The organism is Bradyrhizobium sp. AS23.2, assembly GCF_001908185.1.
Taxonomy (GTDB): Bacteria; Pseudomonadota; Alphaproteobacteria; order Rhizobiales; family Xanthobacteraceae; genus Bradyrhizobium.
In genome coordinates, this window is the sequence record NZ_LGHM01000148.1 from 1 (window position 1) to 19,164 (window position 19,164).

At 63.2% G+C, this 19,164-nt stretch carries 17 protein-coding genes and 2 pseudogenes; 10 read left to right on the forward strand and 9 right to left on the reverse strand.

Going from position 1 to position 19,164, the window contains the following annotated elements; all coding sequences use genetic code 11:
• From AC630_RS29445 to AC630_RS29460, 4 genes and pseudogenes are all read right to left on the reverse strand, one after another.
• Window positions 1-423 (reverse strand): annotated as a pseudogene (locus AC630_RS29445) (DUF58 domain-containing protein); the annotation flags it as partial.
• Window positions 424-430: 7 nt separating this feature from the next.
• Window positions 431-1,441 carry an AAA family ATPase gene (locus AC630_RS29450; protein WP_083636442.1) on the reverse strand — a complete coding sequence of 337 codons (1,011 nt, stop codon included), beginning with the start codon at window positions 1,439-1,441 and terminating at the stop codon, window positions 431-433.
• A 95-nt stretch (window positions 1,442-1,536) separates the two neighbouring features.
• Window positions 1,537-3,180 (reverse strand): arylsulfatase, encoded by a 1,644-nt coding sequence (locus AC630_RS29455; RefSeq protein WP_074121952.1) that lies wholly within the window; start codon window positions 3,178-3,180, stop codon window positions 1,537-1,539.
• Window positions 3,177-4,193, reverse strand: coding sequence for a formylglycine-generating enzyme family protein (locus AC630_RS29460; RefSeq protein WP_074121953.1), 1,017 nt, complete (start codon window positions 4,191-4,193; stop codon window positions 3,177-3,179). Before AC630_RS29460 ends, AC630_RS29455 begins: the two co-directional genes overlap by 4 nt.
• A 501-nt stretch (window positions 4,194-4,694) precedes the next feature.
• On the opposite strand from AC630_RS29460, the gene AC630_RS29465 reads away from it, so the two are divergent.
• Window positions 4,695-5,693 carry a helix-turn-helix domain-containing protein gene (locus AC630_RS29465; protein WP_074121954.1) on the forward strand — a complete coding sequence of 333 codons (999 nt, stop codon included), beginning with the start codon at window positions 4,695-4,697 and terminating at the stop codon, window positions 5,691-5,693.
• An 18-nt stretch (window positions 5,694-5,711) separates the two neighbouring features.
• Here AC630_RS29465 and AC630_RS29470 read toward each other — a convergent pair whose 3' ends face one another.
• Together AC630_RS29470 and AC630_RS29475 are read right to left on the reverse strand one after the other, a co-directional pair.
• Complete coding sequence (locus AC630_RS29470) at window positions 5,712-6,194, reverse strand: bleomycin resistance protein (protein ID WP_074122062.1); 483 nt, start codon at window positions 6,192-6,194, stop codon at window positions 5,712-5,714.
• Between the two features lie 110 nt (window positions 6,195-6,304).
• Window positions 6,305-6,970, reverse strand: a complete 666-nt coding sequence (locus tag AC630_RS29475; protein WP_245330553.1) for a GntR family transcriptional regulator — start codon at window positions 6,968-6,970, stop codon at window positions 6,305-6,307.
• 119 nt (window positions 6,971-7,089) lie between these two features.
• On the opposite strand from AC630_RS29475, the gene AC630_RS29480 reads away from it, so the two are divergent.
• The 6 genes and pseudogenes from AC630_RS29480 (at window position 7,090) to AC630_RS29505 (ending at window position 13,302) form a co-directional block, all read left to right on the forward strand.
• Window positions 7,090-7,884, forward strand: coding sequence for an enoyl-CoA hydratase/isomerase family protein (locus tag AC630_RS29480; RefSeq protein WP_074121956.1), 795 nt, complete (start codon window positions 7,090-7,092; stop codon window positions 7,882-7,884).
• Between the two features lie 9 nt (window positions 7,885-7,893).
• Window positions 7,894-9,153 (forward strand): CaiB/BaiF CoA transferase family protein, encoded by a 1,260-nt coding sequence (locus AC630_RS29485; RefSeq protein WP_074121957.1) that lies wholly within the window; start codon window positions 7,894-7,896, stop codon window positions 9,151-9,153.
• A 53-nt stretch (window positions 9,154-9,206) separates the two neighbouring features.
• Window positions 9,207-10,199 carry a Bug family tripartite tricarboxylate transporter substrate binding protein gene (locus tag AC630_RS29490; protein ID WP_074121958.1) on the forward strand — a complete coding sequence of 331 codons (993 nt, stop codon included), beginning with the start codon at window positions 9,207-9,209 and terminating at the stop codon, window positions 10,197-10,199.
• Window positions 10,200-10,255: 56 nt separating this feature from the next.
• Window positions 10,256-10,738: a tripartite tricarboxylate transporter TctB family protein gene (locus tag AC630_RS29495; RefSeq protein ID WP_074121959.1), complete on the forward strand. Its 483-nt coding sequence runs from the start codon at window positions 10,256-10,258 to the stop codon at window positions 10,736-10,738.
• Window positions 10,739-10,749: 11 nt separating this feature from the next.
• Window positions 10,750-12,289, forward strand: a pseudogene (locus AC630_RS29500) (tripartite tricarboxylate transporter permease).
• Window positions 12,286-13,302, forward strand: a complete 1,017-nt coding sequence (locus AC630_RS29505) for a 4-hydroxythreonine-4-phosphate dehydrogenase PdxA (RefSeq protein ID WP_074121960.1) — start codon at window positions 12,286-12,288, stop codon at window positions 13,300-13,302. Before AC630_RS29500 ends, AC630_RS29505 begins: the two are co-directional and overlap by 4 nt.
• Window positions 13,303-14,133: 831 nt before the next feature.
• On the opposite strand, the gene cax is transcribed toward AC630_RS29505, so the two are convergent.
• Window positions 14,134-15,237 carry a calcium/proton exchanger gene (gene cax, locus AC630_RS29515; RefSeq protein ID WP_074121961.1) on the reverse strand — a complete coding sequence of 368 codons (1,104 nt, stop codon included), beginning with the start codon at window positions 15,235-15,237 and terminating at the stop codon, window positions 14,134-14,136.
• A gap of 495 nt (window positions 15,238-15,732) precedes the next feature.
• Between cax and AC630_RS29520 the strand changes: the two genes are divergently transcribed.
• Window positions 15,733-16,647 carry a L,D-transpeptidase family protein gene (locus tag AC630_RS29520; protein ID WP_245330558.1) on the forward strand — a complete coding sequence of 305 codons (915 nt, stop codon included), beginning with the start codon at window positions 15,733-15,735 and terminating at the stop codon, window positions 16,645-16,647.
• A 40-nt stretch (window positions 16,648-16,687) separates the two neighbouring features.
• On the opposite strand, the gene AC630_RS29525 is transcribed toward AC630_RS29520, so the two are convergent.
• Window positions 16,688-17,104: a cupin domain-containing protein gene (locus AC630_RS29525; RefSeq protein ID WP_074121963.1), complete on the reverse strand. Its 417-nt coding sequence runs from the start codon at window positions 17,102-17,104 to the stop codon at window positions 16,688-16,690.
• 50 nt (window positions 17,105-17,154) lie between these two features.
• Window positions 17,155-17,898, reverse strand: coding sequence for an SDR family oxidoreductase (locus AC630_RS29530; RefSeq protein ID WP_074121964.1), 744 nt, complete (start codon window positions 17,896-17,898; stop codon window positions 17,155-17,157).
• Window positions 17,899-18,146: 248 nt separating this feature from the next.
• On the opposite strand from AC630_RS29530, the gene AC630_RS45705 reads away from it, so the two are divergent.
• Together AC630_RS45705 and AC630_RS29535 are read left to right on the forward strand one after the other, a co-directional pair.
• Window positions 18,147-18,317, forward strand: a complete 171-nt coding sequence (locus AC630_RS45705; protein ID WP_167561306.1) for a hypothetical protein — start codon at window positions 18,147-18,149, stop codon at window positions 18,315-18,317.
• Between the two features lie 180 nt (window positions 18,318-18,497).
• Window positions 18,498-18,908 (forward strand): ASCH domain-containing protein, encoded by a 411-nt coding sequence (locus tag AC630_RS29535; RefSeq protein WP_074121965.1) that lies wholly within the window; start codon window positions 18,498-18,500, stop codon window positions 18,906-18,908.
• Window positions 18,909-19,164: the final 256 nt, after the last annotated feature.

Consider the following 19,164-nt stretch of genomic DNA (forward strand, 5'->3'; position numbering starts at 1 on the left):
CCGAACACGACGGCGCCGATGCGGTCGCCGATGCCGCAGCACCCGCCACGCCCCGATCGCGGCGGCCTCGGCCGCCGTCACCGACTTCATTGCGCGGCGGCTGCCGAAGAACATCGACAGGCGCTGGTCGACCACGATGATCGTCTGCCGGTCGCGCTCCTCGTTGAAGACGCGGATATGCGGCTTGCGCAGGCGCGCGGTTACCTTCCAGTCGATCGAGCGGACGTCGTCACCTGCGCGATAGTCCCTGATCTCCTCGAAGTTCAGACCGCGGCCGCGCATGCGCGAGGCGAAGCGGCCGGAGAGCAGGCTGTGCACCGGCTGGCGCGGCAGGAACGAGACCTTGCGTCCGCGATATTCAAGCGCGATCAGGTCGTCGAGACCGACATAGACACCCGGAAATCTGACTGATGTCCCGGTCATGGCGGCCTCAGGCTGCTGCGACCAGCTCGGTGATCTTGTCGATCACCTGGTCGGGCGTGACCCCCTGGGACACTGCCTCATAGCTGAGGATGATGCGGTGCCGCAGGCAGTCGTGGATCACCGCGCGCACGTGGTCGGGTGTCACGAAGTCATACTCATCGAGCCAGGCGCGGGCGCGTGCGCAGCGGTCGAGTGCGAGGCTGCCGCGCGGGCTGGCGCCGACCTGGATCCATTTGCTCAAGGGCTCGCCATAGCGGTCGGGGAAGCGCGTCGCGTAGACGACGTCGACCATGTATTTTTCGGCGAGGTCCGACACGAAGATGCCGTCGATCTCGCCGCGCGTATCCAGGATCGCCTGTTGCGGGATCGGCGATGGCTCGGAGGTGTGGTCCTTCGGTGCCTGCGCGTTCTCGGTGCGGTTGAGCCTGATGATCTCGCCTTCCGTCGCTTCGTCCGGATAGGTGATGACAACATGCATCAGGAAGCGGTCGAGCTGCGCTTCGGGGAGGGGGTAGGTGCCTTCCTGCTCGATCGGGTTCTCGGTCGCGAGCACCATGAACAGCGCAGGCATCTTGTAAGTCTTGCCGGCGACGGTGACCTGGCGCTCCTCCATCGCTTCCAGCAGTGCGGACTGCACCTTGGCTGGCGCGCGGTTGATCTCGTCGGCCAGGACCAGATTGGCGAAGATCGGCCCCTTCTGGAATTGGAACTCGCCGCCCTTGTCGGTCTGGATGTAGATCTCCGCACCGGTCACGTCCGATGGCAAGAGGTCCGGCGTGAACTGCACGCGCGACAGGTCGGCAGCCAGATGCCTTGCCAGCGTCTTGACCGCGCGCGTCTTGGCAAGGCCGGGCAGGCTCTCGATCAGAAGATTGCCGTTGGCAAGCAGCCCGATCAGCATGCTCTCGACCAGATGATCCTGGCCGAGAACGGACTTTCCGATCCGCGACTTCAATTCGAGCACCGCGTCGCGGGCCGGCGAGCTCTTCTTACCTTCGGGCTCTGTCAAGACTTTCAACTGGTTTCCGCGGGAATCGGGCATGGCTGGAATGAATGGACTGGCATGAACTCCGGCCGCCGGGATGGGCGGACGGAGCGTACGTGCTCGTCGGATTATTTCGGCGCCGTCTTATCCAGAGTCTTCATCAGCGCATCGATCATCTGGTCGATGCTGAAGCTCGCCGGCCGCTGGCTCGGCGGATACTCCTTGAAGGTCTGAAGGAACGGAGCAACACGCCAGACGCCGTACTGGATCAGATAGGCGTTCTTCGCCAACCAATCGTAGTATTGATCGGAGACGATGTCGGCGCGCTCGAACGGATCCATTCGCAGGTTGAACACCTTGGGTGCGCGCAAGCAGGTGAACGGGTTCGCCCAGACCTCGAAGCCGCCCGGCTTGCGCTGTTCGCAGAACACGATCTTCCAGTCGTTGTAACGATAGGCGACCATGTTGCCGTCATCGTCGAAATAGTAGAACTCGGTCCGCGCCGATTTCGGCTGCTGCCCCGTCAAATAGGGCAGCTGATTGTAGCCATCGAGATGCACCTTGAAGGTCTTGCCGCCAAGATCGGCGCCCTTGAGCAAACGATCCTTGACGTCGGTATTGCCGGCCGCGGCGAGCAGTGTCGGAAACCAGTCGAGGCCGGAGACCATCTCGTTGGAGACTTCACCTGCCTTGATGTGGCCGGGCCAGCGGACCATCGCGGGAACGCGGAACGCGCCTTCCCAGTTCGTGTCCTTCTCGCTGCGGAACGGCGTCGTCGCCGCATCCGGCCATGACCATTGGTTGGGACCGTTGTCGGTCGTATAGACCACGATGGTGTTGTTGGCGATACCGAGATCGTCGAGCGCCTTGAGAAGCTTCCCGACATCTCCATCGTGCTCGATCATGCCATCAGCATATTCGTTGCCCGGCATGCCGCTCTGTCCCCGCATTGACGGGCGCACATGAGTGAACACGTGCATGCGCGTCGTATTCATCCAGGTGAAAAACGGCTTGTTGGCCTTCGCCTGCCGCTGCATGAAATCAATCGCCGCGTCCGTGGTCTCGTCGTCGACGGTTTCCATTCGCTTGCGGTTGAGCGGACCGGTATCCTCGATCTTGCCGTCGGCTGAGGCCTTGAGCACGCCACGCGGCGAATTACTCTTGGTGAAGGTGGTATCGTTCTTGGGATAGTAGGGACGCTCCGGCTCCTCCTCGGCGTTGAGATGGTAGAGGTTGCCGTAGAACTCGTCGAAGCCGTGCGTGACCGGCAGATATTCGTCACGGTCACCAAGATGGTTCTTGCCGAACTGGCCGGTCGCGTAGCCGAGCGGCTTCAGCGCTTGGGCGATGGTGATGTCGCGATCCTGCAGGCCCACGGCCGCCCCGGGAATCCCGACCTTGCAGAGGCCGGTGCGCAAGCAGACCTGCCCCGTGATGAAGGTAGACCGGCCGGCGGTACAGCTGTTCTCCGCGTAGTAGTCAGTGAAGATCATGCCTTCATTGGCGATGCGGTCGATGTTCGGAGTCTTGTAGCCCATCACCCCCCGCGTATAGGCGCTGATGTTGGACTGGCCGATATCGTCACCAAAGATGACGAGGATGTTGGGCTTGGCCGTGTTTGGCTGCTGCGCGATTGCAGGCGTCTTGGCGAAGGGAGACAGGCTTGTCGCGACCAGAGCCGCTGTCAGCAGGCCGCGAAGCAGCGGCGTCCGGCGGCCAGCGGCCTGTGCCCTAGCTCTTTTTTTTGTTTTTGACGTCGTCGCGCATTTCATACTCCCTGCTTACCGGAAAGTCCTTGTGACGGCGGAGGATCGGGCCGCCGCACCACACATCTGAACCCGACATGACTGGTCGAGGTATCGACAGGTTCGGCGTGACGCGCGGCCGGACGATAGCGGCGGCAGTAGTTCGGCGCGCAGAGATGCGAGCCGCCTTTCAGGACTTTCCGCGGGATGCGGACGTTCGGCTGACATGGATCAAAGCTCGCCTCCTCACGTCCCCCGCGCGGGTTGCGTGGAATGCAACAGGGCTTCGCAGCGTCCGCCTGGTGCTTCTCCGACCACCAGTCGGAGGTCCATTCCCAGACATTGCCGATCATGTCGTAGAGACCATACCCGTTCGGCGGGAAGGCCATGACCGGCGAGGTACGCTCGAACCCATCCTCGCCAAGGTTCTGGACGGGGAAGTTGCCCTGCCAGGTGTTGGCCATGTGCTTGCCGCCCGGCATCAGAGCATCGCCCCAGGCGAACTCCTCGCCATCGAGACCGCCGCGCGCGGCGAACTCCCACTCCGCCTCCGTCGGCAGATCCTTGCCGGCCCAGCGGGCGTAAGCCTCCGCGTCGCTGTAGGAGACGTGGACGACAGGATGATCGTCGAGCCCTTTGATGTTGCTGTGAGGACCATAGGGACGGCGCCAGTTGGCGCCGCGCATGAAGGTCCACCACTGGCTCCAGTCCTTGAGATCGGTGATGCGCGGCAGTGGCGAGAACACCAGCGAGCCGGCGTAGAGCATTTCCTTCAATGCGCCGGGATAGTTCTTTGGATCGGGAACGATTTGCGCTTCAGTGACATGGCCGGTCGCGTTGACGAATTGCTTGAACTGCCGGTTGGTGACCGGCGTGCGATCGATCCAGAAGCCGTCGACGGAGACGCGATGGCTCGGCTTCTCCTCGGGATAATGGTGATCGGATCCCATGCGAAACGTGCCGCCGGGAATGAAAACCATCTCGCCGGTCTTCACGTCATCCGGCAACCACTCGCAGTGATCGAGATCCGCCCTCAGCATGGTGGAAACTCCAATACGCGCATTCCACTTGGTGCTACGGCTCGGAATTCAGCAGATTTCGGCTACGGCACGTCACCCGGCACGTTGGACGCATTATCTGTTCCCCCTTCCTTAGTGCGCGGGTTAGAAGATCGAGATGCTGCATTGCGTCAACATGCCTTCCTCTTTCGCGCGCACGTCTTCGAGCACGCGGCAAACCCCTGCCGCGCGCGCTCTGCACCCGCAGAGCGGTTCCGATGAAAAACGCTAAGGTTGCAAACGGTATCCGAAGATAGGGCGGCTGTGATGTGCAGTTTGTGCCACTGCGCCGGAGGGGCCGGTGAGGCTTAACGCCCCATGTCGAAAACCGCTCAATCGGCAGCGTCGTGCGGATATCTGGCGTCAAATTCAGCAATGATTTGCCTCAAAGGTGAAGTCAGTTTGTCGTCCCCAATTCGCGTTGTGGTGGTATTGTACTCCCATCTGCCGCAGAATTGTCGCGCTTCAGTAACAGGGTACGACATGGGGCAATTTCTTCTCGTCGATTCGCGTAGGCTCGACGGCTTTGAAGGTCTTCGCGAGGCTGTTCACGGCTCGCATGTCGACGTGATGCAGCTCGGACGCGGAAGGTTGCGCGGGACGCTGTCCCATGTCGGCATCGGGGACTTCTCGCTCAGCATCGGCAGCTTCAATGTCGGCATGCGCACACAGCGTATCTCGAGCGATGACAAGCTGATTGTCGGAATGCTGCTGGCGGCCGAAGAGCGCGTCGCCCACTGGTCGTTCGACATGCAGCTCAACGACGTGCTCGTCATTCCGCCGCTGCTTGAGCATGACGGGGTCTTTCACGGCGCGTCCGCTTACGCCGCGATGCGCTTCGACCTCACCGAGGTCGCATCCCTGTTCGGCGGCGAAGCTCGGCTGAGCGATCCTGATACCTGGCGTAGCCGCGGCCATTTCCGCGCGGACCCCGAGACCGGCGCGATCGCCTCACGCCGTCTGGTCCGGATCATGTCGCATCTGCGCACCCATCAGCACCGACTGACGCCGTCGACAGCCGATTTCTGGAAGCGATCGATTGTCGAATGCATGGGGGCCAACGTCATGTCGTCGCTGCCGCCCGATGATGCGGGCTGGCTGCCGTCGGCAAGGCGGTTGATCCGCAGGGTCGAAGACTATCTCGACGAGGCCGGCACGCGCCCGGTGCATGTTTCGGAGATCTGTGCGGCACTCGGCGTATCGCGACGAACCTTGCATCGCGCTTTTCAGGAGGTGTTCGGCCTCGGCCCGGTCAGCTTCCTCAGGCACAAGCGCCTGTGTGCCGTTCATTCCATCCTGCACGAGAGTGCTCCGGGTTCGACTACCGTGGCGGCCGTCGCCATGGACCAGGGCTTCTACGAGCTCGGGCGGTTCTCGCAGTACTACTTTGCGATGTTCGGGGAGCGTCCGTCGCAGACCCTTGGAATTGCCACAGTGCAGACAGCTGGGACGACATCGCGAGAGCCGAGCGCGGTCGGCTGATCGCGCCCACGCCCGGTGTCACGACGGAGCGCGAACTCCCAGGCGTTCGACCAAGCGCACCAGGTAGCCATCCGGATCCTGCACGAGGAATTCACGCTGACCGTAGTCCTGGTCGCCGACCCGATACCAGGCTTCGTTCGGTTGCTCGTAGAGGGGCCATTTGGCATCGTCGAGAGCGTTCAGGACGGGTTCGATACGATCCACGACCATCTGGAAATTGATGCCGCGTCCGAACGGCCGCTGCATCTCGGCCGTCTCCCAGCGCCCGTTCAGTTCGCAGAGCATCAATTGCAAGCGCCCCCTGACGAGATACGCAAACCGGGCATCGGGGCGGTCATAAGCGACTTCGAAACCGAGCAGGTCCCGCCAGAATGACAGGCTGTCCTGAATGTTCGAAACGCTAAGTTCGGGCACGAGATCGGCAAAGCCGCCTTGCGGCGCGCGTCCCGTGCTGTCGGACGCCGCGCGAGCGCCGGGGTCTGAGAGCAGCGGCTTGTTCATTGCGGCATCGCCTGGTGTCATGATCGATATTCGCGGCGTTTATCGCAGCAAATTGGACCGAAGGCTAGCAGTGGAATGGGGCGGACGAATGCTCGCTGGGCAACGCCATCTCACGCAATCCGCAGCGCAAGGTCGTTGCCTTCCGTTTCGGCAAAGCCCGCCTGCAAGACCTCTTCGCGCTTGTGGCGAAGATGCGCACGCAGGATGTGCGAGAGGCCGGCGCCATCGCGCCGCTGGAGCGCGTTCAGGATCGCCTCATGCTCCTTCACGGCGAGCGCCCAGCGCTGCGGCGTCATCGGCGTGACGTAGCGGGCACGGCGAATGCGGGCGGTCACGGAGGCATAGAGCCCGACCAGTACCGGGTTTCCGGCCGCGGTGACGATCGCCTCGTGAATGGCGCGGTTGCCGCGGTAATACTGAATCAGGTCGCCCTCGCGATAGTGCCGCACCATGTCGGCGTGTGCGGCGGCGATCTCGTCGATCTCGGCATCGGTGATGCGCTCGCAGGCAAGCTCGCCGGCGAGGGCCTCGAGACCCTGGCAGACCTCGAACAGGTCGCGCATGTCCTTGTCGGTCAGTTTCGCCGCGCGCGAGCCGCGATGCGGCAGCAATTGCACCAAGCCTTCGGCGGCGAGCACCTTGAGCGCCTCGCGCAGTGGCGTGCGCGAGATCTGAAGCCGATCGCACAGCTCACGCTCGGGAATCCGTGCGCCCGGCGGAATTTCGCCGTCGAGCAGAATGGCGCGGATCCGGCCGACGACCTCCTCATGAAGCATAGGATCAGGCTCCATTTTGAATGCAAAACTAAAGTCATGTGCTGAAGATTGAAAGTTTCAGCTTGAATATCCCAGATTTTGCATTCAAAAATACAAAAAAGCAAAAGGGACGTGAGGAAATGGACCAGGCCGCGGAGGCGGAAGACCTCGTTTTCGAGCGCAAGGACGGCATCGGGCGGATCACCTTCAACCGTCCGCAGGCCCGCAATGCCTTCACTTTCGCCATGTACGAGCGGCTCGCGGCGATCTGCGAAGAGGCCAACCGCGATCATTCGCTCAAGGTGCTGGTGCTGCGCGGTGCGGGCGACAAGGCCTTTGCCTCGGGCACGGACATCAACCAGTTCCGCGAATTCAAGACGCCGCAGGATGCCATCGACTACGAGAACCGCATCGACCGGGTGCTCACCACGCTCGAGCAGTGCCGGGTTCCGACCATCGCGGCGATCAACGGGTTCTGCACCGGAGGCGGGGCGGGGATTGCCGCGGCCTGCGACCTGCGCATCGGTACGAGAAGCGCAAAAATCGGATTCCCGATCGCCCGGACGCTCGGCAATTGCCTGTCGATGTCCAATGTGAGCCGTCTCACCGCGCTCATTGGCACTGCACGTGTCAAGGATCTGATCTTCACCGCGCGTCTCGTCGACGCCGCGGAAGCCGCGAGCGTCGGCCTGCTCGGCGAGGTCGTCGAGGATCTTGCAACGCTCGACAGGCGCGCCGATGAGGTCGCCCGGCTGCTGGCCAGTCACGCGCCGCTGACGCTGACCGCGACCAAGCAGGCGGTCGCCCGCCTGCAAAGGCGGCTCACGCGAGACGAGGGGGAAGACCTCATTCTGATGTGCTACACGAGCCAGGATTTTCGCGAAGGGCTCGATGCTTTCCTCAACAAGCGCGCGCCGCAGTGGCGCGGCCAATAGGACAGGCCGATGCAAAGCGATCGATCGCAATCCACCTCCCGCCGTTCGGGCCCGCTTGCCGGCCTCAAGGTCATCGATCTCACCCACGTCATGGCCGGGCCGACCTGCACCTTGATGCTCGCCGATATGGGCGCCGACGTCATCAAGATCGAGAAATGGCCGAACGGTGATGACACCCGCCATTCGGTGCCGCCGAAGATCGGCGAGGAGGCGGCATCGTTCCTGATGATGAACCGCAACAAGCGCGGCATCGTGCTGGACCTGAAGACCGAAGGGGGCAAGGAGGTCTTGCGGCGGCTGATCGCGGACGCCGACGTGCTGGTCGAGAACTTTGCGCCGGGGGCCATGGAGCGCCTGGGCTTTGGCTACCAAGAACTCCACAAGCAGTTTCCGGCGCTGATCTACTGCTCGCTGTCGGGTTTTGGCCGCACCGGCCCCTACAAGCACCGCCGGGGCTTCGATCTGGTCGCACAGGCCATGAGCGGCATCATGAGCTTCACCGGCGAGCGTCCCGATGGTCCGCCCGTCAAGTGCGGTCCGCCGCTGTCCGACATCACCGCCGGCCTGCTCGCGAGCATGGGCATTCTCGCGGCCTATACCCACCGCCTCAAGACCGGCGAAGGGCAGTGGGTCGAGACCTCGCTGTATGAGGCGGCCCTGGTGCAGACCTATTGGCAGTCGACGATCGCGCTGGCCGCGGGCACCGCGCCGCGCGCGATGGGCTCGGCCCATCCGCTCAACGCGCCGTATCAGGCATTCGAGGCCTCGGACGGCTGGCTTGTGGTCGGCGGTGCCAACAAGAAGCATTGGCTGTTGATGCTGGAAGCGCTCGGTGCGAGCGAGCTTGCCTCTGATCCGCGCTTCGTTACCGGCGCCGACCGGATGGCGAACCTGAAGGAGCTCGAAGCCGTGCTGAGCGAGCGCTTCCGCACCCAGTCGCGCTCGCATTGGCTCGCAGCGCTGGACGAGAAGGGCGTGCCGTGCGGACCCGTGCACGACATGCTGGAGGCGTTGAGCGATCCGCAGACGCTGGCGCGCGAGATGGTCGTCGAGGTCGAGCACTCCACGCTCGGCCCCGTGAAGACGATCGGTCTTCCCATCAAGTTTTCGGAGACCCCAGGCAAAGTGTGCTCCGGCGCGCCGGTCTACGGTGAGCACACAAGCGAGGTGCTCGCCGAGCACGGGTTCGACCAGAAGCAGATCGAGGCGCTCGAAAAGGAAGGCGCAATCGTTACGGCCTCAGGAAGGCGCGAGGAGCGCGTCGCCTGACCGAACGTCGATACGACAAATAAAACAACACACAAAAAAGCTGGCAGGAAATCATGGGTCGCACGTCAACACTTCTGCTTTCCGCAGCCGCGGCTGTGCTCGCCGGCGCGATGCCGGCGGTTGCAGCCTGGCAACCGCAAAAACCGATCGAGTTCGTGGCCACCGCCGGGCCGGGCGGCGGGACCGACAATCTCGCGCGCGCCGTGCAGAACATCGTCACCAAGTACAAGCTGACGGAGCAGCCGATCGTCGTCGTCAACAAGGGCGGCGGCAGCGGCGCGGAAGGCTATGTCTACGGCAAGGCGTCCGCAGGCGATCCCTACAAGGTGATCTTCGGAACATCGAACGCCTGGCAGCAACCGCTCGTCTCCAAGGTCGCCTTCAACTACACCGACCTCACCCCGATTGCGGCGATGGCGCAGGACGAGTTCCTGCTCTGGGTCAAGCAGGACGCGCCCTACAAGACGGCAGGCGACTATCTGAAGGCGGCCGCATCGGGGGAATTCAAGATGGGCGGCGCGCAATCAAAGGACACCGACGAGGTGCTCACCCGCATGATCGAGAAGGCCGGTCACGTCAAGCTGACCTACATCCCCTTCAAGAGCGGCGCGGAGACCGCCGTGCAACTCGCCGGCGGACATCTCGACTCCCACGTCAACAATCCCAGCGAAAGCCTCGGGCAATGGCGCGGTGGAACGCAGCGCCCGCTTTGCGTCTTCAGCCCGAAGCGGCTGCCGCAGGGCGCCAAGATCACGGCGACCGAAGGCTGGGGCGATGTTCCGACCTGCACCGAGCAGGGGCTCGACATCAAGCAATACGAGCAGCCGCGGACGGTGTGGCTGCCCGGCAAGGTCACGCCGGACCAGGCCTCGTATTACGTAGACCTCATGAAGAAGGTGCAGGCGACGGCTGAATGGAAGGACTACATCGAGAAGACCTCTCAGGTCGACACGTTCCTGACCGGTGCCGAGTTCGACAAGTTCATCAAGGAGGACCTCGAGCACGTCAAGCGGGTCGCGGGCGAGCAGGGCTGGCTGGTCAAGTGAGGCGGGCAGGCACCGCGCCATGACGTCCTGTCGTCCCTCGCCACCAGGAGCCCTTGATGATATCGCGCCGCGCTCTTGAACTTGCGACCGCTGTCCTCACCGGCAGCTTTGGTGTGGCAGTCGTCGTTTCCAGCCTCGACAACGGCATCGGCTGGTCGAGCGCGGGTGTGGACGCCGGCACGTTCCCGTTCTTGACCGGTGTAATCATTGTGGTCGGAAGCCTCTACAATCTGGTGCGGGGTGTGCTGCCGGCTGCAACACTCGCAAACGTTCCCATCGCGATCACGCCGATCGAGCTGCGCCGGCTTGCCGGCCTGTTCGTGCCGGCTGCGATCTTCATTGCCGCGATCCCGCTGGCCGGGATGTATCTCGCCTCGGCCCTGTACGTCTTCGCAGTGCTGGCGATCCCCAGACACCAATCCGTGCCACGTGCGCTGGCCATGGCGGCAGCAACGGCGCTGGCGCTCTACGTCGTGTTCGAGCGCATCTTCCAGGTCAGCCTGCCGCACGGCGTGCTCGCCGCGGCGCTCGGCTTCTGACGGAGAGGCCGATGGACAATCTTGGGGAGCTTTTGCACGGCTTCACCATCGCGCTCACCATGCCGCATCTGCTCCTGATGGCGGTCGGCGTGCTGCTCGGCATTCTCGTCGGCGTGCTGCCGGGGCTGGGCGCGCCGAACGGGGTGTCGCTCTTGCTGCCGCTGACCTTCGGCATGCAGCCGGTGTCTGCGATCATCCTGCTCTCCAGCATGTATTGGGGTGCGCTGTTCGGCGGCTCGGTCACCTCGATCCTGTTCAATATTCCGGGCGAGCCGTCGTCTGTCGCGACCACCTTCGACGGCTATCCGATGGCGCGTGATGGCCGGCCGACGACGGCGCTCGCAACCGCCTTCGGCTCGGCGGCGTTCGGCGCGCTGATCGGCGTCATCCTGATTACCTTCCTCGCATCCTGGGTGGCGCAGGTCGCACTGGCCTTCGGGCCGCCGGAATATTTTGCGGTCTATTTCCTGGCCTTTGCCAGCTTCGTCGGCATGGGCGGTGCGGCACCGATCAAGACGGTCGTGGCCCTGGCCATCGGGTTTGCGATCGCTGCGATCGGCATCGACACCGTGTCCGGCAGCGTCCGCCTCACCATGGGAATCGACGAACTGGTCAAGGGCGTGAACTTCGTCGTCGCGGTGATGGGCCTGTTCGGAATCGGCGAGCTCCTGGTCGCCGTCGAAGAAGAGCTTCATGCCCGCGCGGTCTCATCGAGGATCGATTGGGGCGAGGTGTTTCGCGCCGTCGTTCGCCTGCCGCGGCATGGCGTTGCGCTGCTGCGCAGCGCCGCGATCGGGTGCTGGATGGGGATCACGCCGGGCGGCCCGACCGCGGCGTCCTTCATGAGCTACGGCATTGCCCGCCGCTTCTCGCGCCGGGGCCGGTATTTCGGCACGGGGGGAGGTCGAAGGCATCATCTCGCCTGAGACGGCCGATCACGCCGCTGGCACCAGCGCCCTGCTGCCGATGCTCTCGCTCGGCATTCCCGGCTCGGCGACCGCGGCCGTCATGATGGGCGGGCTGATGATCTGGGGCCTCAATCCCGGGCCGATGCTGTTCGTCGACCAGAAGGACTTCGTCTGGGGCCTGATCGCCTCGATGTATGTCGGCAACATCGTCGCGGTTGCGCTGGTGCTGCTGACCGTGCCGGTCTTCGCCGCCTTGATGCGGATTCCATTCGTGATCATCGCGCCCCTGATCGTGATCATCTGCGTCGTCGGCGCCTATTCGGTGTCGAACTCCTATCTAGACGTGGTCATGATGCTCGGCTTCGGGATCGTCGGCTATCTCTTCAAGAAGCTGTTCTATCCGCTGGCGCCGCTCGTGCTCGCGATCGTCATCGGCGACAAGGCCGAGGACGCGTTCCGGCAGTCGATGCTGATGTCGAAGGGATCGCTCGGCATCTTCTTTGCGAACAAGCTGGTGACGTGCCTGATCGTGGCCGGCATCGCGCTGTTGCTGCTTCCGCTCGCGTTGCAGCTCGCGCGCTTGCTGCGCAAGCCGGCGCCGCCCACCGGTGAGACGACAGCCCAGGAGAAGGCGATCATATGACCGCAAAGCCGCTGATTGCGCTGGCGATGGGAGATCCCGCCGGCATCAGCCCGGAGCTGACCGCGAAGCTCGCGGCGCAGGACGATATCCGTGCCCGCAGCCGGCTCGTCGTGATCGGCGACCACCGCGTCTTCGACGAGGGCGCGCGGATTGCTGGCGTCAAGCCGGAGCTGCGGATGGTGGAGCAGGGCGCTGACCTCCGGGCCGCCGATGGAGATGCGCTCTTTGTCGATCTCGGCCATCTCGATCCTGCCGATGTCGAGCGGGGAATAGCGAGCCTCGCCGGCGGACGCTTCGCGCTGGCGAATTACCGGCACGCGCTCGAACTCGGCCGCGATGGCCGCGTCGACGCCGTCTGTTTCACCCCCTTCAACAAGCAGGCGATGCGGCTCGCCCGCGCCGAGTATGACGACGAGATCGCGTTTTCGGCCGAGATGGTCGGTCTCAAGACCGCGGCGAGCGAATTCAACGTGCTTGGCGAGCTCTGGAATGCGCGCGTCACCTCGCACATTCCGCTCAGGGATGTCGCTGCAAAGCTGTCCAGCGAACGCATCCACCGCGCGCTGAAGCTGACTGATGCCTGCATGCGCAACGCCGGCTTCGTCCGCCCGCGTATTGCGGTCGCGGGTCTCAATCCGCATGCCGGTGACGGCGGCAATTTCGGCCGCGAGGAGATCGACGTCATTGCGCCTGTGGTCGCGGCCGGCCAGCGCGAGGGCATCGCGGCCGAGGGGCCGTTTCCCGCCGATACCGTATTCCTGCGCGCCAAGAGCGGCGCCTTCGATGCGGTGCTGACGATGTATCACGACCAGGGCCAGATCGCGATGAAGCTGATGGGCTTCGACCGCGGCGTGACATTGCTCGGCGGCTTTCCGTTCCCGATCTGCACGCCCGCGCACGGCACCGCCTACGACATCGCAGGACAGGGTGTCGCGTCGATCGGTGCGAGCCGCGCCGCGCTGCTGCTCGCGGCAGAGATGACCGCCCGCCGCGTCGACAGGGGCGGCGCTTGAGCCGCCCCGTGGCATCGTGCTGAATCTTACCGACAGACGTGCATCAGGCCGTCTTCGCCCTTGAAGGTGGAGCCTGGGGCGCAGACGATTCCGGCGCGCGCCTTATAGTCCGGCCATCCGTTGTAGCCGTACCAGGGGCCATTCCCGTAGTAGGCCCGATGCAGATAAAACTCGTTGGTCTGGATGGGGCCGTGTTGATTTACGTCAAGGGCACGCCGCCATCGGGGAGGCATGCGTCACTCAAGCCGCGCTACAGCAGGAGGCCTCGGTGCTTTTCGAACCTCACAACGAGCCAACACGCTCGACGCACTCCAGAGCATTCGAGCGGTGGACGGGACTCGCATTCTTTCTTGGAATTATCGCGTTCGTCCTGGCCTTGGTATATGTGATTGATCTCTAAGGATCGGTTGCTGGCCGTGCACGCTTGCGGCGGTTGCCTGCGCTCGATTGCTTCGTCAGCTTTGCGGCTGCCAAAGTGACCGGGACGACGCATGCTGTTGCGTCTCATTCATCGCGTTTCGCGACGATCTTGAGGCCCTCGGCCTCGAGCGCCCGAAGGATCACCGCGGTGAGGTGCGAGCATTCGTCGGGTTTGATCCAGCTGGGGCTTCTCCAATCGGGATCGTCTTCCCGTGGGTAGTTGACAAAAGCTGACCGAATAGCGGCGCTGATGATCTCTGTAGGATCTGGCATCGGAGTTACCGCCATCGTTCTCGAGGGCACCTGGTTCGTACATCGGATAACCATCAGCGCGGCCGTTGCGCTAGATCAAGGTTCGCTGGAGTGTTTCCGAACAACGCCAACATCGCTGACGTATCGAAGTGGCGGCACCTAGACCGGACCATGCGAACCCGGCGGGATCATGTAGAGGGTCATCGCGAAAATCGCATAGATGAAAAGCAGGAGAGCGCCGATGAACCAGGCCGATCGTCCGCTATTGGTGACGAAGCTTGTCACCACGGTCGCAATCATCACCATGGTCACCGCGCCGGGCCAGAACTGAAGATCCATGGGGTGCGGTCCGACCAAATAGCTTAGCAGCACGAGGACCGGTGCAACGAACAGCGCGATCTGAGACGCGCTTCCGAGCGCGATACTTACGCTGAGGTCGAGCCGGTTGCGACGTGCCGCGGAGAATGCCACCGCCATTTCGGCCGCTGCGCCAACCAGCGCCACGACGATGAAGCCGACGAAGGCGGGGCTCATGCCGAGCGTTTCGGCGGCCTTCTGCACCGATTCCACGAAGATCTCGCTCACGATCGCAACGAGCACGGTCACGAGCAGCAGGGTCGGAATGGCAACCCCGATCGGCAGCACCGGCCCGGCCGTTTCGCCATGATCGGCGCTGGCGAACAACTCCTTGTGCGTCTTCAGCGAGAACAGCAGGCTGAGACCGTAGGCCGCAATCAACAGGATCGCCAGGGCGAAGCTCAATCGTTGCACCGCGGTCTCCTCTCCGGGGAAGTCGAGGTCGGCGATGGCGGAGGGCGAGAGCAGGGCGATCGTCGCCATCAGCAGCAAGGCGGAATAGAGCCTGCCGCCGGCACGGTTGTACTCCTGTGTGGAGTATCTCAGCCCGCCCAGGAGCAAGGATGCGCCCAACATGAACAGCGAGTTGGTCACGATGGCGCCCGCAATGGAGGCCTTCACCAGCATATATTGACCGGCCTGCAGGGCCGCGATCGCGATGATGAGCTCGGTCAAATTGCCGAGCGTGGCATTCAACAGCCCGCCAATCGCATCCCCCGTCTTCTCGGCGATGGCCTCCGTCGCATGGCTGAGCAGGCTAGCTAGGGGAATGATGGCAATCACGGCCAGCACGAACAGCAGCGTGTGGGCGTCCGGCATGATCCGCGCGAGAGCGATCACCACCGGCACGAAGACCAGGAGCCAGAGCAACGGGGTATGCCGAATTTCCTTGAGCAGCAGATTCATGCGCCGTCCCCTGCGGGAATGCGTCGAGGCTGCCGTGAGGGCAGGAAGCGAAGGTTGATCTAGCTCAACGGTTGCTTCCGGCCGGAGATGAAGACCGCGCCTTTGCCAAGCCCGGCGGATAGGGCGCCCGATTGGCTCGGGCGGGCGCGTGCGCCGCCCCGACCTGATCTGGCAGCTCATCACGCCATCTGCATCGCAATTGTCTCCCCTGACTGTTTGAGATGGTGGGCGTGCATGCTCGACCGCTATCCCCTTACGCGCGGTAGCCTTGGCCGCTCTGGGAAAAACTGGAAACTTCCGCCGTCGAGGCGAGTTGCCATCTCGACGAACGTCTCTCCACGTCGGAGCCGGAATATGGTCGACGAGGATCCGCTGCGAGTGGCGGTGAAGACCGCCTGGCCCGTTGATCGGGCCCGGCAGTTCACCAGCATTTGCCTGGTCCTGACGTTGGCCTTGGCCTTCGCCCTGGCGGCCGTGCAGGCGTTCGCAGCCGGGATGGACGCGGCCGCGATCGATTCCGCCCAGCCATCGAAGAAGACCCTCTCGAACGAGAAGCCGACTCCGGCTGGGGTGCGCCTGCAAGTTCTGCTGGATAGAGCACATTTCTCGCCTGGCGAGATCGACGGCAAGTTCGGAGAGAACGCCAGGAAGGCGCTGCGCGCCTATGCGGAAGCGCGGCAGCTGCCGAGCTCGGACGAATTGACGGAGGACGTCTGGAAGGCACTGCAGGCGGACGACCGGCCACTGACGGCGAGATACACCATCACCGACAAGGACGTCGCTGGTCCGTTCCTGCGCATGCTTCCGTCAAAGATGGAGGACATGAAGAACATCCCGAAGCTTGGCTACACCAGCCCGCGCGAAGCATTGGCCGAGAAGTTTCATATGAGCGAGCAGCTGCTGGCGGCGCTCAACCCGGGCCACCAGTTCGATCGCGCTGGCGACACCATCGTCGTGGTCGATATCGCCGGCGGCGGTGCGCCCGCACAGGCCGACAGGGTCGAAGTCGACAAGCGTCGGCAGACGGTGAAGCTGTTCGACAAATCGAATTCACTGATCGGATTTTATCCGGCGACCGTGGGAAGCGAAGAGAAGCCGTCGCCCTCGGGCACGCTGAAGGTCACGGAGATCAGCCGGAATCCGACCTATCGCTACAATCCCGCTTATCACTTCAAGGGCGTCCATGCGCGCAAGCCTTTCACGATCAAGCCGGGTCCTAACAATCCGGTTGGCAACGTCTGGATCAACCTCTCCGCCGAAGGCTACGGCATTCACGGCACGCCTTCGCCGGACAAGATCTCCAAAGCGCAGTCGCACGGCTGCGTGCGTCTCACCAATTGGGATGCCGAGCGCGTTGCAGGCAGCGTCTCGAAAGGTACGCCGGTCGCGTTCGTGGAGGGCTCGGGATGACGTGAGGCCTTGATGCAGCGCTGCCCCCGTCGATCCGGCGTTACTTCACGATGGGCGTGGTCAGCTCTTTATCTGCTGTATCCACGACGAAGACGGCAAGCAGCTTCGCAGGCTCGGTATCGCTGGCATTGGCGCTGACGGCATGGCGGTCGCCGGGCTTTTCAAAGAAGTTCTCTCCCTTGTGAAAGACCTTGGCGGGACCGTCATTGACCTGACTGCGGATCGCTCCTTCCAGGACCGTGGCGTATATGAAGGCGGAGGGCGCGTGGATGTGGGCCGGTGAGGAGCCTCCGGGACCATACTCGACCAGCACGCCCTTCATGCTCTTGCCCGGGGCGTTCGGCAGCGCCTGGTCGAACACGACCGTCACCTTGGCCAATGGTGCTGCCGTCTCGGCTGCATGGGCCGTCAGGAAAGATGCGGCATAAACCGCCGTTGCGATCAGCAATCTGCGCATGGGATTCCCTTCATCGCCGTGGTTGTCGTGATTGCGGGACTGACGGGCCCTCAGAGCCTCGCGAGCCATGCTGCGAGCGACGTCTTCCCGAGCCGCGCCTCGCCGAGCGGGTTCAGCGATGTGTCGTCGATGGGGCCGCCGTAATACGGCGCCGATGGGTCTCCGACCACCGTACGCGTGTCGCCGGACGCCTTCAGGCGGCGTGCGATGAACTCATTGAACGGAGCTTTCTCAGGCCCTGCGATATCGATCGTGCCGTTGAGCGGCTGACCCGTTGCGACCTCCGCGAGGCGATCAACCACGTCGTCGGCTGCGATCGGCTGAAACAGCGCCGACGGAACAACGATCTTTCCCCCGATCGCACCCGTTTCAGCGATGGCACCGAGGAATTCGAAGAACTGGGTGGCGCGCACGATCGAATAGGGGACCGAAGAGGATTTGATGATGGTCTCCTGAGCGAGCTTGGCACGAAAATAGGCGTTGTCGGGCGACCGTTCGGTCCCCACGATCGACAGCGCCACATGATGCTTCACGCCCGCTGCGCCCTCTGTCGCGACGAGATTTGTGCTCGAACGCTGGAAGAAGTCGAGCACTGCGGCGGGCTCCCAGGACGGCGCGTTGGCAACGTCGACGACAATATCCGCGCCCGCCAGCGCTGCGGCAAGGCCTTCTCCGGTTACGGCGTTCACGCCTGATTTTGGCGAGGCTGCCATGGCCTCGTGGCCGGATTGCGTGAGCTTCGCCACGAGCTTGGATCCGATCAATCCGGTCCCGCCGATCACGACGATCTTCATGGTATGTCTCCTCGGCATTTTACGAGCGTGAGATGACCAAAGCCGAGTGGTGCTCACGCACTTCCGATGCGAGCCGCGTTTTACAGCAGCAATGGGGCAGGCTCTTGCCCGAAACCGGAAAATGCTCAAGACATTTCGTCGTGACGCGACAACAATTGGTAAGGGATCGTTCCGTTGTGCCTTGAACGCTCGCCTGCTCGCCGCAAGAAAAGTCGGCAAAATGCGCGTATGGTCTCGGGCGAGCAAGGTTGGACCGGCAGCGCCGTTACTGCTGGTCGGCGCGCGCCGTCGGCGGTATCACGGCGCAGTTATCCAACGGTGGACAGCTTGCGCTCGGCGCCGAGCGCGCAGGTCTTGGCGGCAATTTCGGGCTCTGGACCTACCGTGCCTGCGCATCGATCCCGTTCGGGGCCGAGTAGCAGCGGGGATCGAGGCCGCTGATGCGGTCGCATTTCGCGTGAGCTTACGCGCGACATGGGTGAGGGGGCGCCGACGGGCTGGGGCTCTTGCGCGAAATTGCAAACTTCGACAACGTTCCCTGTACCTAAGTCGATGCAGCTATCGCGGAGCTGCGAGGTGACGTGAGAGCTTGAAAGACCATGAGCGAACCGGTCCCCGAACGGTATCAACACCTCCGAACGTTCGCCTTCGGCGACAGCCCCGCGCTCGCGGATGAACTACTTGAGCTCGCCATCAAGGGCGACAAGACCGCGACTTGCAGCACGGAAGATGAGCCAAACACCTCTACGTCCGGTGAGCGCTGGGTCGTGCTCGACGGACGTGGAGAGCCACGCTGTGTCATCGAAACCACCGAGGTGACATATCGGCGTTTCAATGAAGTTGGGGCCGACTTTGCGTTTGACGAAGGAGAGGGCGATCGAAGCTTGGCCTATTGGCGTGACGCCCATCGGACCTATTTCGGCCGGCTCGGACGATTCAGCGAGGACATGATGCTCATGTGCGAGCGATTCCGGCTAGTCGAGGTCTTCGGCGATCTCTCGCGGAGCTGATATTTACGTGCTCCGTGAACGCTTTACCGCCTGCCATCGGGCACAAGTAAATTGCCAGGCCGACATATTACGCAATCATTGCAGATTGCCGGTGTTTTGCCCGACGAGTCAAACGATTTGGCTGGACGCAAAACACCAGCGAAAACAAACCTCCGGCTACTTTGCATGGGGTTGTTTTGCGGATTTTGTTTCAGAGCCTCACGCCCGGCAGACAATCACGCCGTACCAGCCGAGGCCCGATAGGTCTCGTAGTCCG

Coding starts and splice junctions, on each gene's coding strand:
- AC630_RS29470 (WP_074122062.1), bottom strand. CDS start 6,194: ATGAACAAGCCGCTGCTCTCAGACCCCGGCGCTCGCGCGGCGTCCGAC.
- AC630_RS29455 (WP_074121952.1), bottom strand. CDS start 3,180: ATGAAATGCGCGACGACGTCAAAAACAAAAAAAAGAGCTAGGGCACAG.
- AC630_RS29490 (WP_074121958.1), top strand. CDS start 9,207: ATGGGTCGCACGTCAACACTTCTGCTTTCCGCAGCCGCGGCTGTGCTC.
- cax (WP_074121961.1), bottom strand. CDS start 15,237: ATGAATCTGCTGCTCAAGGAAATTCGGCATACCCCGTTGCTCTGGCTC.
- AC630_RS29535 (WP_074121965.1), top strand. CDS start 18,498: ATGAGCGAACCGGTCCCCGAACGGTATCAACACCTCCGAACGTTCGCC.
- AC630_RS29480 (WP_074121956.1), top strand. CDS start 7,090: ATGGACCAGGCCGCGGAGGCGGAAGACCTCGTTTTCGAGCGCAAGGAC.
- AC630_RS29485 (WP_074121957.1), top strand. CDS start 7,894: ATGCAAAGCGATCGATCGCAATCCACCTCCCGCCGTTCGGGCCCGCTT.
- AC630_RS29530 (WP_074121964.1), bottom strand. CDS start 17,898: ATGAAGATCGTCGTGATCGGCGGGACCGGATTGATCGGATCCAAGCTC.
- AC630_RS29520 (WP_245330558.1), top strand. CDS start 15,733: ATGGACGCGGCCGCGATCGATTCCGCCCAGCCATCGAAGAAGACCCTC.
- AC630_RS29475 (WP_245330553.1), bottom strand. CDS start 6,970: ATGCTTCATGAGGAGGTCGTCGGCCGGATCCGCGCCATTCTGCTCGAC.
- AC630_RS29495 (WP_074121959.1), top strand. CDS start 10,256: ATGATATCGCGCCGCGCTCTTGAACTTGCGACCGCTGTCCTCACCGGC.
- AC630_RS29525 (WP_074121963.1), bottom strand. CDS start 17,104: ATGCGCAGATTGCTGATCGCAACGGCGGTTTATGCCGCATCTTTCCTG.
- AC630_RS29505 (WP_074121960.1), top strand. CDS start 12,286: ATGACCGCAAAGCCGCTGATTGCGCTGGCGATGGGAGATCCCGCCGGC.
- AC630_RS29460 (WP_074121953.1), bottom strand. CDS start 4,193: ATGCTGAGGGCGGATCTCGATCACTGCGAGTGGTTGCCGGATGACGTG.
- AC630_RS29465 (WP_074121954.1), top strand. CDS start 4,695: ATGGGGCAATTTCTTCTCGTCGATTCGCGTAGGCTCGACGGCTTTGAA.